Annotated in this window: 11 protein-coding genes; 7 read left to right on the top strand and 4 right to left on the bottom strand. The window is 48.8% G+C overall.

Translation table 11 applies throughout. The features are described from left to right. Positions 1-67: 67 nt before the first annotated feature. Positions 68-1297, bottom strand: a complete 1230-nt coding sequence (locus ACAN56_RS02090) for a glucose-1-phosphate adenylyltransferase (protein ID WP_379140101.1) — start codon at positions 1295-1297, stop codon at positions 68-70. 303 nt (positions 1298-1600) lie between these two features. Here ACAN56_RS02090 and glgB point away from each other — a divergent pair, with 303 nt between their 5' ends. Continuing rightward, positions 1601-3439, top strand: coding sequence for a 1,4-alpha-glucan branching protein GlgB (gene glgB / locus ACAN56_RS02085; protein WP_379140420.1), 1839 nt, complete (start codon positions 1601-1603; stop codon positions 3437-3439). Positions 3440-3474: 35 nt separating this feature from the next. Continuing rightward, a complete protein-coding gene (glgA, locus tag ACAN56_RS02080; protein WP_379140098.1) occupies positions 3475-4899 on the top strand; it encodes a glycogen synthase GlgA in 1425 nt (474 codons plus the stop codon). Between the two features lie 155 nt (positions 4900-5054). Here glgA and ACAN56_RS02075 read toward each other — a convergent pair whose 3' ends face one another. Next, complete coding sequence (locus ACAN56_RS02075; protein ID WP_379140096.1) at positions 5055-6800, bottom strand: alpha-glycosidase; 1746 nt, start codon at positions 6798-6800, stop codon at positions 5055-5057. Positions 6801-7215: 415 nt separating this feature from the next. Between ACAN56_RS02075 and ACAN56_RS02070 the strand changes: the two genes are divergently transcribed. From ACAN56_RS02070 to ACAN56_RS02055, 4 genes are all read left to right on the top strand, one after another. After that, positions 7216-8037 carry a transporter substrate-binding domain-containing protein gene (locus tag ACAN56_RS02070; protein ID WP_379140094.1) on the top strand — a complete coding sequence of 274 codons (822 nt, stop codon included), beginning with the start codon at positions 7216-7218 and terminating at the stop codon, positions 8035-8037. A 136-nt stretch (positions 8038-8173) separates the two neighbouring features. Then, on the top strand, positions 8174-8833 hold the full coding sequence (locus ACAN56_RS02065) for an amino acid ABC transporter permease (RefSeq protein WP_038592845.1): 660 nt from the start codon (positions 8174-8176) through the stop codon (positions 8831-8833). After that, positions 8820-9542: an amino acid ABC transporter ATP-binding protein gene (locus ACAN56_RS02060; RefSeq protein WP_038592842.1), complete on the top strand. Its 723-nt coding sequence runs from the start codon at positions 8820-8822 to the stop codon at positions 9540-9542. Before ACAN56_RS02065 ends, ACAN56_RS02060 begins: the two co-directional genes overlap by 14 nt. Before the next feature lie 117 nt (positions 9543-9659). Further along, positions 9660-11189: a Ppx/GppA phosphatase family protein gene (locus ACAN56_RS02055; RefSeq protein ID WP_038592839.1), complete on the top strand. Its 1530-nt coding sequence runs from the start codon at positions 9660-9662 to the stop codon at positions 11187-11189. On the opposite strand, the gene ppk1 is transcribed toward ACAN56_RS02055, so the two are convergent. Then, a complete protein-coding gene (ppk1, locus tag ACAN56_RS02050; protein WP_379140093.1) occupies positions 11137-13251 on the bottom strand; it encodes a polyphosphate kinase 1 in 2115 nt (704 codons plus the stop codon). The two genes, ACAN56_RS02055 and ppk1, sit on opposite strands and share 53 nt — an antisense overlap. A 385-nt stretch (positions 13252-13636) precedes the next feature. Between ppk1 and ACAN56_RS02045 the strand changes: the two genes are divergently transcribed. Then, the gene (locus tag ACAN56_RS02045) at positions 13637-14299 is read left to right on the top strand and encodes a 3D domain-containing protein (RefSeq protein WP_038592833.1); all 663 of its coding nucleotides are present in this window, start codon (positions 13637-13639) and stop codon (positions 14297-14299) included. 186 nt (positions 14300-14485) lie between these two features. On the opposite strand, the gene ACAN56_RS02040 is transcribed toward ACAN56_RS02045, so the two are convergent. Beyond that, positions 14486-15373 carry a polysaccharide deacetylase family protein gene (locus tag ACAN56_RS02040; protein ID WP_038592830.1) on the bottom strand — a complete coding sequence of 296 codons (888 nt, stop codon included), beginning with the start codon at positions 15371-15373 and terminating at the stop codon, positions 14486-14488. Positions 15374-15516 lie beyond the last annotated feature (143 nt).

Below are 15516 nucleotides of genomic sequence, written 5' to 3'. Positions count from 1 at the left end.
CAGCTCCGGTTATCAGAGACTGCTGCTTTTTCTTGTATAGGTTGGAGACTGACGGGATGCTGATAACTTAGGAAGGAAGTCCTTCAGCCCGCAGACGTCCGGTTTTTTCGTACACTTCCTGCAGTAGACGGGAAGGCTGAGTACGAATGACAGGTTTGGCGGCCACAATCTCATTAGGACCGACAACGACAATGTTGTCCACACTGCCCTTAATTACAGCGCCGTCTTTGATAACAGCTCCTTCACCGATAATTGCATTTTCAATCACTACGCCCCGGCCAATACGTGCACCCGGCATAATAACGCTTTGTTTAATCATGGTCATTTTGCCGATTTCCACGCCGCCGAACACTACAGAGCGCTGCAGGCTGCCTTCCAGCAGGCAAGTTTCATTTACGAGGCAATCTGCTGTTTTGATCTGCAACTGCATACGTGGTTTAACTGCAGCGGGTTTGGTCCGGCGGGCCCGGCTATACATTGGCCACTTCGAGTTGTCGAGCTTGAAGCCGTTATCGGCTTGCAGAAGATCCATATGCGCTTCCCAGAGGCTGCCCACTGTACCTACATCTCTCCAGTAGCCTTCAAAACGGAAGGCAAACAATTCATCATTAGCCTCCAGCATCGTCGGGATCACATCTTTGCCGAAGTCATGGCTGGAAGCCTGATTTGCGGCATCACGGAGAAGATGTTCTTTCAGGTATTTCCACTCGAATAGATAAATCCCCATCGAAGCGAGGTTGCTTTTAGGGACTTTTGGTTTTTCGGCAAATTCAGAAATTTGGAGTTCCTCATTTACGTTCATCACACCAAAGCGGCTTGCTTCATCCCAAGGCACTTCCATTACCGAGATGGTGGCTTTGGCGGATTTGCCGATATGGTAATCCAGCATTTTTCGATAGTCCATATGGTAAATATGATCTGCCGAGAGGATCAGTACATGCTCAGGATTTTGACTGTCAATAAACTCAATGTTCTTATAAATGGCATCGGCTGTTCCAGAATAACTTTCACGGCCTTCAACTCCCGAAGGAAGCAGTCTGACACCCTGATTAGTTGTGCTGTGAAGCCCCCAGGGCTCCCCTTCACCAATATGTTGATGCAAGGAATTAGCTTCGTACTGCGTCAGTACGCCTACAGTGTCGATATTGGAATTCACACAATTGCTGAGGGGAAAGTCAATGATTCTATACTGTCCTCCGAAAGGGACTGCAGGCTTTGCCATTGTGCTGGTCAGGGGGGCCAATCTGCGGCCTTCACCACCCGCCAGGAGCATGGCGATACATTCTTTTTTACTCATTTGTTATCCCTCCCATTTTTTTGTCAATGCTTGTAATATAAACTCTCCACAAGCGCTTGAAACGACATAGGTGAAATATATTGCGTTACCGCAAGAAAAATTACATGAATATTTTCTTTATTCTGTGAAAGCTTATTTTGCTTGTAAAATCATTTTCAAACGCCCAACATTCGGGTAATGTTATAGGTGCATTCTATATAATAAGGTGGTGATGATTTGCCTGACATACAAGAAGCAGAAAACCTCCCGTCATTTGAAGATATTTACCTGTTCCATGAGGGCACGAATTATCGCAGCTATACGATGCTGGGCGCGCACATTGCCGCTGAAGAAGGAATGACCGGCGTACGCTTTACCGTGTGGGCTCCTCATGCGACATATGTAGGACTGGCTGGTAATCATAACGGCTGGGATGGAACGCAGGACGTGGACTCGTTATATAAGATACCCGATTCAGGATTTTGGAGTCGTTTTTTTCCGGGAATAGAGCCGGGAACTTTTTACAAATACAGGATCGTCGCAGCGAATGGCGACAGCTTCCTTAAAGCTGATCCCTATGCTTTCAAGGCTGAAGTGCGTCCGGCGACGGCATCAGTGGTGGCGGATCTTAACGGCTACAGCTGGGGAGATGCTGCCTGGCGGCGGCGGACGAAGGCCCCGTACAACGGGCCAATGAACATTTACGAAATGCATTTCGGCACCTGGCGTCAGAAGGAAGACGGAGAATTTTATACGTACCGGGAAATGAGTGATCTGCTGATCCCTTATCTGCTGGAGATGAGTTATACCCATGTAGAGTTTATGCCGCTGGCTGAACATCCTTATGATTTATCCTGGGGTTATCAGGGAACCGGATATTTTGCCGCAACGAGCCGTTACGGAGAGCCGCATGAGCTGATGTATTTAATTGATCAGCTGCATCAGGCAGGCATTGGAGTCATTCTTGACTGGGTTCCGGCCCATTTTGCGAAGGATGCACATGGCCTGAGAATGTTTGACGGTTCACCGCTGTATGAGTATGCGGATCCTATGCTGGCCGAGAAGCCGGGCTGGGGAACGCTTTCCTTTGATTTCAGCAAGCCGGAAATTTCCTCCTTTCTGATTTCAAATGCCTTATTCTGGTTCGAGCAGTATCATATAGATGGCATGAGAGTTGATGCGGTTACAAGCATGCTGCGGCTCGATTTTGAGAAGCAGGGCCATCAGTTCAGACGCAATCAAAACGGTGGTCTTGAGAATCTTGAAGCCATCCGTTTCATACAGCAGTTGAATAAAGCAATCTTTCAGTATTATCCGAAAGCATTGATGATGGCGGAGGAATCCAGCGCCTGGCCTGGCGTTACTTCTCCAGCTCATCAAGGGGGACTCGGTTTCAACTACAAATGGAATATGGGCTGGATGAATGACACACTGGGCTACATAGAACATGATTTCGGGGCACGGCCCTATCATCATAATTTGTTGACCTTCCCAATTTGTTATGCCTATGCCGAGAATTACACGCTGCCGCTCTCTCATGATGAAGTGGTGCACGGCAAGAAATCACTGCTGGACAAGATGCCAGGCTCTTATGAACAGAAATTTGCCGGTCTCCGGTTGCTGCTGGGCTACCAGATTACCCATCCCGGCAAAAAGCTGCTGTTCATGGGTGGAGAATTCGGACAATTTATCGAGTGGAAGGATCAGGAGCAGCTCGATTGGCTGCTGCTGGATTATGAAAGCCACCGCGGAATGCTGGCCTATACCGCTGCGCTGAACAAGCTGTATTTGGCGGAAAAAGCATTGTGGGAGCTTGATCATGATATGGAAGGCTATCAGTGGATTGATGCCGATGATAATGGCCAAAGTATTGTGTCCTATATCCGCAGAGGTAAGAGACCCGTAGATACCTTGCTTGTAATTATCAATTTTCAGCCGGTGGAACGGCGTCAGTACCGGATTGGCGTACCCCGCCCGGGAACTTATGAAGAGATATTCAGCTCTGAGGACATTCGGTTTGGCGGCTCGGGTGCCAGCAATGAGCCCATGAAGAGCAGCAAGAAAGAATGGCATAATCAGTTGAACAGCATAGAGCTGACCATTCCGGCACTTGGATTTCTGGTGCTCAAGAAATCCGGCCGCAAGGTGGTCAAACAAGCTTGAAATAGTGGAATTCGTACATTTAAGGGGGAATCTGAATGAAAGTTTTATTTGCTGCAGCCGAAGCCCATCCTTTTGTTAAGACAGGTGGTTTGGCTGATGTCATTGGAGCTCTGCCCAAGGCGCTAAAGGGCGCAGGAGTGGATGTACGGGTGATTTTGCCAAAATACCGGGGAATTCCCGAGAAGTTCACTTCGCAAATGGAGCATGTAGCCGTAGTGGATGTTCCTGTAGGCTGGCGCAATCAGTATTGCGGCATCGAACAGATTATTTACGATGGTATTCCGGTCTATTTTATCGACAACGAATATTATTTTGGACGTGACGGCATTTATGGATATCTGGATGATGGGGAACGGTTTGCATTCTACAACCGGGCGGTTCTGGAATGCCTGCCGGCCATTAATTTTCAGCCGGATGTGCTGCATTGCCATGATTGGCATGCTGCAGTCATTCCGATGCTGCTTCAGGGCCATTACCGGCATGATCCGTTCTACAGTCAGATGCGCACTGTCTTTACCATTCACAATCTGCTATACCAAGGCGTGTTTCCTTATTCCGTGCTGGGTGAGCTGCTTGGCCTGGATGACAGCTACTTCAGCGGTGTAGAGTATTACGGCAACGTGAACTATATGAAGGGCGGGATCGTCCATAGTGATCATGTGACTACGGTCAGTCCGACTTATGCGGAAGAAATCCGTACGGCCTATTATGGATATGGTCTGGATGGCTTGCTCTCTTCCCGGGCGGACAGTCTCAGCGGGATTGTTAACGGCATTGATACTAAGAGCTACAATCCCAACAGCGATCCGCAAATCTTTACACGTTACCGTTCAAATCTGGCGAAGAAGGCTGAGAATAAGCTGGGCCTGCAGCAGGAGTTAGGGTTGCCCGTAGCCCCGTATATTCCGATGGTCGCAATGGTTACGCGGCTGGTTGATTCCAAGGGTCTTGATCTCCTGACACGCGTGCTGGATGAGCTGCTGTATTACGATGATATTCAATTTGTACTGCTTGGTACAGGGGACGAATCCTATGAACGCTGGTTCCGTGAAGCGGCATGGCGGTACCCGACCAAGCTGTCTTCGCAGATTCTGTTCAATGACGCTTTGTCGCGCAAAATATATGCGGCCAGCGATCTGTTCCTGATGCCATCAAAGTTCGAGCCTTGCGGAATCAGCCAACTGCTGGCGCTGCGTTATGGAAGTATTCCTGTAGTCCGTGAGACAGGCGGGCTTAATGATACCGTTCATGCCTATAACGAGGAAACAGGCGAGGGCAACGGCTTCACATTTAAGGATTACAACGCACATGACATGATGCATACACTGCGCCGGGCTGTATCGTTCTACCGCAAGCCGGAACACTGGAAAAAAGTCACGAAAAACGCTTTTGCCGGTGACTACAGCTGGAACGTTTCCGCGCAGCAGTATATCGACATCTACAACAAAATCACACAATAATTAAAGCACAAAGAGGCATTCCTACAGGTCGTTAAGACTTTAGGAGTGTCTTTTTTGAGTTTTATAAGGATATTCGAGAGGATATATCATAAAAAAACCAGTCAGACACTTTATCGTGTTTGACTGGTTTTAATAGGCACACAATCTTGTTGCCTTCAGCTTAAATTACGGCACAGAATCCGGTAACCATAAGGATCAAGCGAGATATGCATAATCCCCTCCTTCGGGGCAACCGGTTCGCCGGTAAGCGCATCCTGCCAGTCATCGGTTTCCATCGGATGTCTAAGCGTGCGAGGCTCCGCGGAATTGTTCATCCAGACCGTGAAATGAATGATCTCATCCGCACGTTCATACACGATGCAGGGGTCATTTTCACAGGCTACCAGAATGCGGAATCTGCCTTCTCGAAGGGCTTTGTGCTCTTTGCGCAGGAAGATCATCATCCGGTAAAAATCATACAGCTCGCGGTCCTGCTTCTTTTCATCCCACTCCATGCATTTACGGCAGTCGGGATCTTCGGAGCCGGTCAGGCCGATCTCATCCCCGTAATAAATACAAGGTGTCCCCATAAAGGTGAAGAGGAAAACAACCGCCAGCTTGAGGCGCCGTTTATCTTCTCCGACCACCGTCAGCAAACGGGGAGTGTCATGGCTGCCGAGCAAATTGAAGACCACCTCGTTTGTCTGCTGCGGATATCTCATTAACAGAGCGCCGATCCGTTGTCCGAAGGTGATGCCATCCATACCGCCATTAAAGAATTCCAGCACCGTACCTGAGAACGGGTAGTTCATCACCGAGTCGAACTGATCGCCCAGCAGCCACGTAAGGGAGTCACTCCACACCTCACCAACGATATAAGCCTCCGGATTGGCGGATTTCACCACTTTGCGGAAGTCGCGCCAGAAATGATGATCCACCTCATTGGCAACGTCCAGCCGCCACCCGTCTACTTTGATCTCCTTGATCCAATATTCGGCGACTTCCAGCAGGTAGGCTCTGACCTCGTAGTTTGCTGTGTTGAATTTGGGCATATTGCCAAAAAAGCCGAAAGTGTCATACGTAGGAATACCGTCAGCCACCACAGCCGGGAAGGAGTTGATATGGAACCAATCTTTATAAACCGAATATTCACCCTTCTCCAGCACGTCCTGAAAAGGCGGGAACTTGTCGCTGCAATGATTGAAGACGGCGTCCAGCATCACCCGTATTCCTCTTCGGTGGCATTCCTCGACTACATGTTTCAGCAGCTCATTATCTCCGAAATGGGGGTCGACTTTTTTATAGTCCACGATGTCATATTTATGGTTAGAAGGGGAGAAAAACAGCGGAGTGAAATATACAGCATTGATACCCAGTTCATGCAGATCGTCAAGATGATCCAGCACTCCCTGCAAGTCTCCGCCAAAAAAATTATCCAGCTTCGGAGTTCCGCCCCAGGCTTCGGTTCCTTCCGGGTCATTGGTGGGATCGCCATTGGCGAAACGTTCGGTCATAATTTGATAAAACACCGCATCCTTGGCCCAGTTGGGAACCTTGAACAGATCAATTTGATGTATATAGGGAAACTCGTAGAAGTGGTTAGGCGGCTGAGGGCATTCCGAACGGATGCCGTTATCAAGCAAATATACATTTTCCTGTCCTTTGCTGACGCGAAAAGTATAACTGAGCCGTTTATATTTAGGCCGGACCGCAGCCTCCCAATAATCGAATCTGTCGTCGGAAGCGGCTTTTTCCATCATGATTTCATAAAAGGTATGATCCCAATCATATTTATCACCTGTAAGGGCTGCTACACAGTCCACATCGTCACGTTTGGTGCGAACACGCAGATGTATAGTTTTTGTATCGTAGGCATAAGCCCACTTGTCACGGGGAACATGGTACATCGCTTCCAGCAGCATGGCCTGCACCTCCTAAATGTTTGTGAGCATTCACATCATTGCAACACTTCGAACAAACTGACATCGAAAGCATAAGCTTATGTTTGTGAGCATTCACATCATTGCAACACTTCGAACAAACTGACCTCGCAGGCATCCTTTTCACACAGTTTGCATGTTATTACCACTCCAGAGGTCATTGTGAACCAATTCCGTTTATTCCAGGAAGCAGCTGGAGATAGTAAATAGTATATACTTCAAGTCAGGGCATGTGCAAAATGATGGAATGTAATGCAAGCTTACACCATATTTTTCTAACCTTGATTTAACGGGCTTTGTCACAAATTTGTCTTTGCATATTCATGCGGAGTGATTTATAATAAATCGGTCAAAGGCACAACTTAGAGTACCAAAACAGGATAGGGGAGATATACAGATGAAAAAATGGGGTAAACTTTCTTTAGGCATGCTGCTGGCGGTAGGACTTATGACCGGCTGTGGTACCAATAACAATGATGATAATAAAAATGCGGCATCGAATGGCAACGCGGGCAGCGAAACTGCAGCCAAAACACTGACGCTGGGAACCAGCGCAGAATTTCCGCCCTACGAATTCCATAAAATGATAGATGGCAAGGATACGATCGTAGGTTTTGACATCGAGATTGCCAAGGACATCGCTGCTGATATGGGTGCTGAGCTGGTCATCAGGGATCTTCCTTTTGATTCCCTGCTGAACGAGCTATCGAGCGGAAGAGTGGATATTGTTATCTCCGGACTGAGCTATACACCAAAACGTGCAGAAGCAGTCGGCCTCTCTGATGTTTACTTTAAAGCAGAGCAAGCGGTTGTCGTTCGTGAAGCTGATAAAGATAAATTTGCTACTATGGATGCCCTGAAGAATACGAAGATTGGCATTCAGACAGGTTCGATTCAGGAAGATATCGCCAAAGAAATTGAAGGGGCGAAGCTGACCTCGCTGACCAAAATGACTGAGATTGTTATGCAGCTGCAATCTAACCGTGTAGATGCTTCTATTATGGAAGGGCCTGTTGCAGAATCGTTCGTGAAGAATGTGAAGGGCCTAGTAATTACTGACGCCAAACCAGTGGTAGAGGATGACGGATACGTTATCGGAGTGAAGAAAGGCAATACAGAATTGCTGGATCAAGTGAATACAACCTTGAAACGTTTGACGGCAGACGGCAAAATCGAAGAGTACGTATCGGCTGCAAGCGACCTTTCCATAAGCAAATAAAGGAAGCTCAGATTCCGGCACTTTCAGAAATAATGACAGTTATGCAGAGTACAGTTACACTATTCAGAAAATGGCGGTGATCCGCTGTTTTCTATTTTTTTGAAATCCTACAAGAAGACAGGAGGTTAGGCCTGCAATGAATCTATTCGATATGGCATATGAATACCGCAATCTTTTTTTCTCCGGCTTAAAATACACCTTGCTGCTGGCATTGATTGGGGTACTCTGCGGCTTTGTACTGGGAATTATAGTTTCTCTGCTGCGCATGTCCAAGTGGAGCGTACTGCGGTTTATCGCTACTGCGTGGGTTGAATTTCTGCGCGGTACGCCAATGCTGGTACAGCTCTTTCTCATCCATTACGGCTTAGTAGAATTAGGTCTTGAATTTTCGGCGATTCAGTCCGGTGCGATTACACTCACGATTAACAGTTCGGCTTATCTGGCCGAGATCTTCCGTGCCGGTATTCAAGGCGTGGACCGCGGCCAAATGGAAGCAGCCCGTTCTCTCGGGATGAAACAAGGGATGACCATGCGCTACATTGTGCTTCCCCAGGCGCTGAAGAATGTGCTGCCGGCTATCGGCAATGAGTTCATTACGATCATTAAGGAGTCGTCCATTGTGTCGATGATCGGGGTGGCGGATCTTCTTTTCCAGGCCAGAAATATTACAGCCATTACTTATGAGGGGCTTACACCGCTGATCATCATCTCCATTATGTATTTCATCCTTACATTCACTTTATCTAAGCTGCTTGGCATTCTCGAAAGGAGGCTGAATACGGATGATCGCCGTTAACAACCTGCAAAAACATTTTGGCAAGCTGGAAATCCTGAAGGGCATTGACCTCGAAATCCAAAAAGGCGAAGTTGTGGTGGTCATCGGACCCAGCGGCTCCGGCAAAAGCACCTTTTTGCGCTGTCTGAATCTGCTGGAGCAGCCCACTGGGGGAGAAATCACCTTTGAAGGCGAGTCCATCACAGCGAAGAAACATGATATTAATGTGACCCGTGAAAAAATGGGCATGGTGTTCCAGCAGTTCAACCTGTTCCCGCACAAATCGGTGCTGCAGAATATCATGCTTGCTCCGCTCAAAGTAAAAAAGCAGCAGCCGGCGGAAGCTGAAAAAATTGCGATGGAGCTGCTACGGACGGTTGGGCTTGAAGATAAACGCGATGCTTACCCGGCTCAGCTCTCCGGCGGGCAGAAACAACGGATCGCCATCGCCCGTGCACTGGCCATGCAGCCGCATGTGATGCTCTTCGATGAGCCGACATCGGCGCTTGACCCTGAGATGGTCGGGGAGGTGCTGGAAGTGATGAAGAAGCTGGCCGAAGATGGGATGACGATGGTTATTGTCACTCATGAAATGGGCTTTGCCCGTGAAGTGGGCGACCGGATTCTTTTTATGGACGGCGGCTATATCGTAGAACAGGGGACACCTGCGGAAGTCTTCGGCCATCCGAAACATGACCGGACCCGGGATTTCCTCAGCAAAGTCTTATAGAAACGCACTAAACGGCCCTTGGAAACAACTCCGGCGGCCGTTTTGCTTTTGGTTAAGACCTAAATGGGTGATATAGTATATAGATATGCTCGATCAACTTGAAGGGGGTACATACAGATGAGCGATGATCTCTGCCGGATAGGCATCATTGATATTGGTTCCAACTCCATTCGTCTTGTGATTTATGATACAACGCGGCAAGGAGGTTACAAAATCATCAAGGAGTGCAAATACTCTGCCCGGTTAAGTGAGAAGATTACAAAAGAGGGCAGGCTCGAGCGGAAAGATATGGACACCATTATTCCTGTCTTGCGCCAGTTTAAGGAGATTTGCAGCGCTTTTGAGGTGGATAGGATCCGTGCAGGAGCGACAGCGGCCATTCGCAACGCCGCAAATTCTTCCGAGATCATTACATATCTTTCGGAGGCTTCCTTGATTCCAATTGAGGTGATCAGCGGCTATCAGGAAGCTTACTTTGGATTTCTTGGCGTCATTAATGCCTTTGATGTGCAGGACGGATTCGTGATTGATATTGGCGGCGGCAGTACGGAGGTTACCCTGTTCCGCGGACGGCGCTATCAGCACAGCATCTCCTTTCCATTCGGTGCGGTCAACACCAACCTCATGTTCAGCCACCAAGGCAACTGGAACAGCGAACAAGTGAAGAAGCTCCAGGCTTATGTGACCGGCAGGCTAGTCGAGCATGAGTGGCTGGGCACCAGTGCTGGTCTGCCGTTATACGGCCTCGGGGGAACGCTCCGTTCATTAGGCAAGCTGGACCAGAAGATGAGGGAGTATTCCTTGCCGAATTCTCATGGTTATGTACTCTCCAGTGAAACGATAGACCGGTTTATGGAGATACTGCCTGATACGCCTTATGAGAAACGGAAAGATATGGAAGGGTTGTCCAAAAGCCGGGCGGACATCATTGTGTCGGGGCTGGTCATTTTCCATACGGTTTACAACTATATCCGAGCCAGTCAGGCACTCATCAGCGGGGAAGGTTTGCGGGAAGGCATGCTGCATGACCTCTTAAATCCTGAGCAGCCGGTGTGTGACAGTGCGCTGGAGTTCAGTCTGGATACGATAATCCGCTTCGATATCCGCACTTCTAAAGGGCATCTGGAACATATCTGCAAGCTTGCGATGAGTCTGTTTGGCGCATTGGGACATGAAGGTGACCACGAAGAGCAGAAGATGCTGATCTATGTCTCCATCATGCTGCACCGGACAGGGTCGAATATTAACTACTACCAGTCGAAACGGCATACACGCTACTGGCTGATGAATTCACCGATCCGCGGTCTTACTCACCGGCAATTGATTCTCAGTGCGCTTATTGCTTCCTACAGCACAAAAAGCCGGAAGCAGAAATTGTCCCAGACACATAAGGACATTTTACTGGCTTCCGACGAGGAGTGGATTCATAAGCTGGGTACGCTCGTACAGCTTAGCATTGCTCTGGACAGCACCGAGATCGGTGTAATCCGCGGATTGAATGCTGAGCTGCACGGCAATACTCTTCATCTGGAGCTTGAGGGTGTAGGTGAGGTGCATATCGGACAGGAAGACATTGAGAACGCCCTAAAAGCATTTAAGAATGCTTGGTCGGTGAAGGTAAAGCTCGGCTCCCTTTCCAATGACTGACCTCCAAAGCGGCTAATTGGCTCCGGAAGGGAGCCTTTTTGTCGTCTGGCCGTTCGTAATATCCATTCGGCTGAAGGAAGCTGGCTTTCACGTTATCCTTCAGCGACAGATCAAGGATCTTGACGATCTGCTTGCGGATGCCGCTGTCCAACACCGGACACATCAGTTCTATCCGCCGGGTCAAATTGCGTGTCATCCAGTCGGCGCTGGATAAATACACTTCCGGCTTGCCGCCATTCTCGAAATAATAGATGCGTGAATGCTCAAGAAAACGGTCAACGATGCTGCGGACTGTGATCCGCTCACTGAGGCCCTCAATGCCCGGGCGCAGGCAGCAGACGCCGCGTACAATCAAATCGATGGAAACACCGGCCTGGGCTGCACTGTACAGGCTGTCGATGACCTCCTGATTGGATAAAGAGTTCATCTTGGCTATAATCCGTGCCGGTCTGCCGGTTGCCGCGTGCTCGGCTTCGCGGAGAATCAGCTTTTGCAGCGACAGGCTCATGTTGGTCGGAGCGACGATGAAGGCATTCCAGTCATAATTGGCGGAATAACCGGTCATTTGGTTGAACAGCTCTGAGGCATCCAGCCCAATTTCATTATTGGCAGTGAACAGGCTGAGGTCGGTGTAGGCTTTGGCTGTGCTGTCATTGTAGTTCCCGGTACCGACATGTACATAGCGGCGCAGCTCGTTCCCTTCCTGGCGGACGATCAGCGTCACTTTAGCATGCGTTTTGAGCCCGACCAGGCCATAGACGACATGGCAGCCGGATTGTTCCAGCTTGCGTGCCCAGGCAATGTTCCGCTCTTCGTCAAAGCGGGCTTTCAGCTCTACTACCACGGTAACCTGTTTGCCCGATTCTGCGGCATTGGCCAGGGCGGTAATCAGCGGCGAGTTGCCGCTGACCCGGTACAGGGTCATCTTGATGGCCATGACATGCTCATCCTCGGAGGCCTGAATAATAAAGTCGCTCATCGCATCAAAGGATTCGTATGGATGGTACACAAGCACATCGCGCTCGCTCAGCACTTCGAAGAAATCTTCATTCTCCTCAAATTCCGCCGGATATTGCGGCACTATCGGAGCATCAAACAGGTAACTGAAGCCCTTCAGGCTGCCTGCGAATCCCCGCAGGAACCCGAGGTCAAGGGGCCCATCAATTTCAAAGACAAAATCCTCAAGCTCGAATTCGGCCTGCAGCTGTTCAAGGGCATAAGGATGAATCCCTTTTTGCACTTCAAGCCGGGCGGGAACACCACGGCGGCGTTTGCGCAGCTCCTTTTCAATCTCCTCGAGCAAATCCTCTGCGCCTTCCTCATCAATCGTCAGATCAGAGTTGCGGGTTAGGCGGAACTCGCTGACTGCTACCGGCTCATAGCCGCTGAATAACGTTTGAATATGATGGCGGATAACATCCTCAATAAAGACGAACTGCCGTTTTTTGCTGTTGGAACGGTGAGGTAGCGGAATGCACCGCGGCAGGTTGGAAGGGATCTGCAGGATGGCGAAATAGGGATCCTCTTCCTGGCTGTTCTTACGGGTCAGCACCACGGCCAGATAGATGAACTGGCTGTGCACAAGCGGAAACGGACGGCTCTGGTCAACGGCCATCGGAGTCAGAACAGGGAAAATAATGTCGCGGTAATACTGCTCAATCGACAACTCCTGAGCATGAGTCAAATCCTCATAGTTAACAAAGACAATGCCTTCTTTATGCAAATGCCGGGAGATATCGCGGAAGGTGCGGTATTGGTCGGCAATAATTTTGGTGACCCGCTTGATCAGACGTTTGTACAATCCGGAGGGGGTATAGCCGGTAAAATCTTTTTTCGTGTAGCCAGCTCTAATCTGATCCTGAATTCCGGCTACACGCACACTGATGAACTCATCCAGATTGCTGGATACGATCGCGAGAAATTTCGCGCGTTCCATCAGCGGATTGTCCAGATCCTGCGCTTCAAGCAGTACGCGGCGGTTAAATTCGATCCAGCTTAAGTCCCGGTTGAGGTAAGCAGTAGCTGGACTGCTATGGTTGTTTTTTTTCTCTTCTGCGTTCATAGACCCTCCAAGTGTGCTTCAATGTCTTAATAACTTTATCGTATTCTACCATTCTACTATTTGCCGAAGGGGGAATTGTTAAATCTGTGTAAAATTTTCGCGGATAATATCCGAATATCTTAAAAAATCTCTTAATATATTGGGAATATATGATTACTATGTAATAGTATTCCTTTCGTTGCGTGGAGAAAAAGTAAATTCTATCAGAATGGTAACAATTTCTTAGGCATTGGTTACAAAATTGTGATATATTCAATACTGTTAGTTTACAAACAACTGCACTGGATATGCCGGCAAAGAAAAAGGTACATACGTCCAGAGTTATCTTGGTGCGAGATATTCCCTCACGGGAACCCTCTTGCACCCACTAATGAAGGAGGCAAATATGAAGATCAGATTCAGAGCCATTACAGCCCTTGCTGCTGCCGTTGGCATCAGTACACTGCTGCATGCAGTTCCCGCCAAGGCGGACAGCGTACATATTGCAGGAGAAACTACCACCTATTATACACTATCGAACTACTACGGTATCGGTGTTGATGAACTCATGAACGCCAACAAGTCGGTTGCGAGCGTGAATATTTATCCGGGGCTTAAGCTCACCATTCCACGTGAGAATAAACTTATTGCCGCTGCAGACACCTCGTCCCCAGCTTCCGTCATTTCAACCAGCCTGAACGTGGAGAAGGAATCCAATACAGTTCAAGCCTGGGGTAAAGAATTCAACTATGCCAAAATTATTCAGGCCAAAGCTACAGCTTACTCCTCAGCAGCCAGTGAGAACGGCAAATGGGGGGCGGTCGATTATTTCGGCGATGCGCTTAAGCTGGGCACGATTGCTGTAGATCCGAATGTGATTCCCCTAGGTACGAAGGTGCTGGTGACCGGACATTCGCATCCCGGGCTGCCGAAGCAGGCATTTCTGGCCACGGCTACGGATATGGGAAGTGCGATCAAAGGCAACCGTATAGATATCTTTATTCCCGGAAGCCAAAGCTTCGTATCGGATTTTGGATTCCAGTACGTGAATTTGTATATTATTGAATAGTCTGCTTTAACGGCTCCATGCTGCTATTAAGCCACACTCAAAAGGAAACGATGAATGCCGCAGATCATGGCAGCTCGTTTCCTTTTTCAATTTCAAAAAACGGACACCGGTTCTAGACGGAAGGCGAAGCTTTTGCTATATCAATTGAAATAAAGAACAACCTAGAGGCTATAGCCACTAAAATAGTTATTTATTTTTATCAATCTGAAGCATTTGGGGGACGGTTACAAAAGTATAACCCCGCTTGCGCAAGATATTGATAACTTCCGGGAGCGCCTGGATCGTCCCCCGAAGATTACTTCCCTGGCCGCCGCCGCCGTGCTGCAGCACAATCGCCCCCTTGCCCGCATGAGACAGAATGTTGTTTCTTACCTGCGATTTGGACAACCCCCGCCAGTCCAAAGAATCAACATTCCAATTGATCAGCTTGTAGCCGTGGCTTTTCGCCCATTTGAGCTGTTGCTCACTGACATCCCCATACGGCGGGCGAATTAATCGTGGCTTATACCCGGCAAGGGCAGCAATAATATTTTCGGTACGCACAATTTGTGTCCGGAATTCATTTACACTAAGCTTCCCGAATTCCGGATGATTATAAGAGTGGTTGCCGACAACATGGCCTTCCCTGATCATCCGCTGCACCAGTGCAGGATGTTTCTCAGCCCGGCTTCCGACGACAAAAAAGGTCGCTTTCACATGGTATTTGCGGAGAACATCCAGCAGCTGCGGTGTGAAACGCGGATCAGGAACATCATCAAACGTCAGGGCGATCATCCTGTTCCGGGGCCCCTGGGTCTTGATCGTCTCCGGATATTTGCGCATCAGCTGACTTAGAGTCAGAGTTTTGCTGCGTTTTTGCCGCCGGGCAGCCGCTGCGGAAGAAGAAGAACCGGGTGCAATAGCCTCTACTTCGTCTTCGGCAGCATTTTGTGGCTGAGGGGTTCCGTTCTCTTCCGGTTGCTGCAGCAGGGGAGGAGAGGCTGAAACAAGCTCTGCAGAGGTCACGGGGCTAAGCAGAACCATTGTAATTGCTAAGAGAATGAGCAGTTTCCGCCCTTTTAACAGCTTATCCATTCATCCACACCTCCTATGTAACTTCGCTCACTGCGGTTTCTCCCTTGTTATCCCCAAACGAAGGCTAATTTATGCCGGACTCCATGCTCACAGGTTGAGATTTATTGCCGTGAATTTTACGTGTATACTAATGAAATGGGAGA

The sequence above is a fragment of the Paenibacillus paludis genome, from assembly GCF_042610515.1.
GTDB lineage: Bacteria > Bacillota > Bacilli > Paenibacillales > Paenibacillaceae > Paenibacillus_AQ.
The sequence above is the reverse complement of the archived record's forward strand: the minus strand, read 5'-3'. Positions and strand labels throughout refer to the sequence as shown.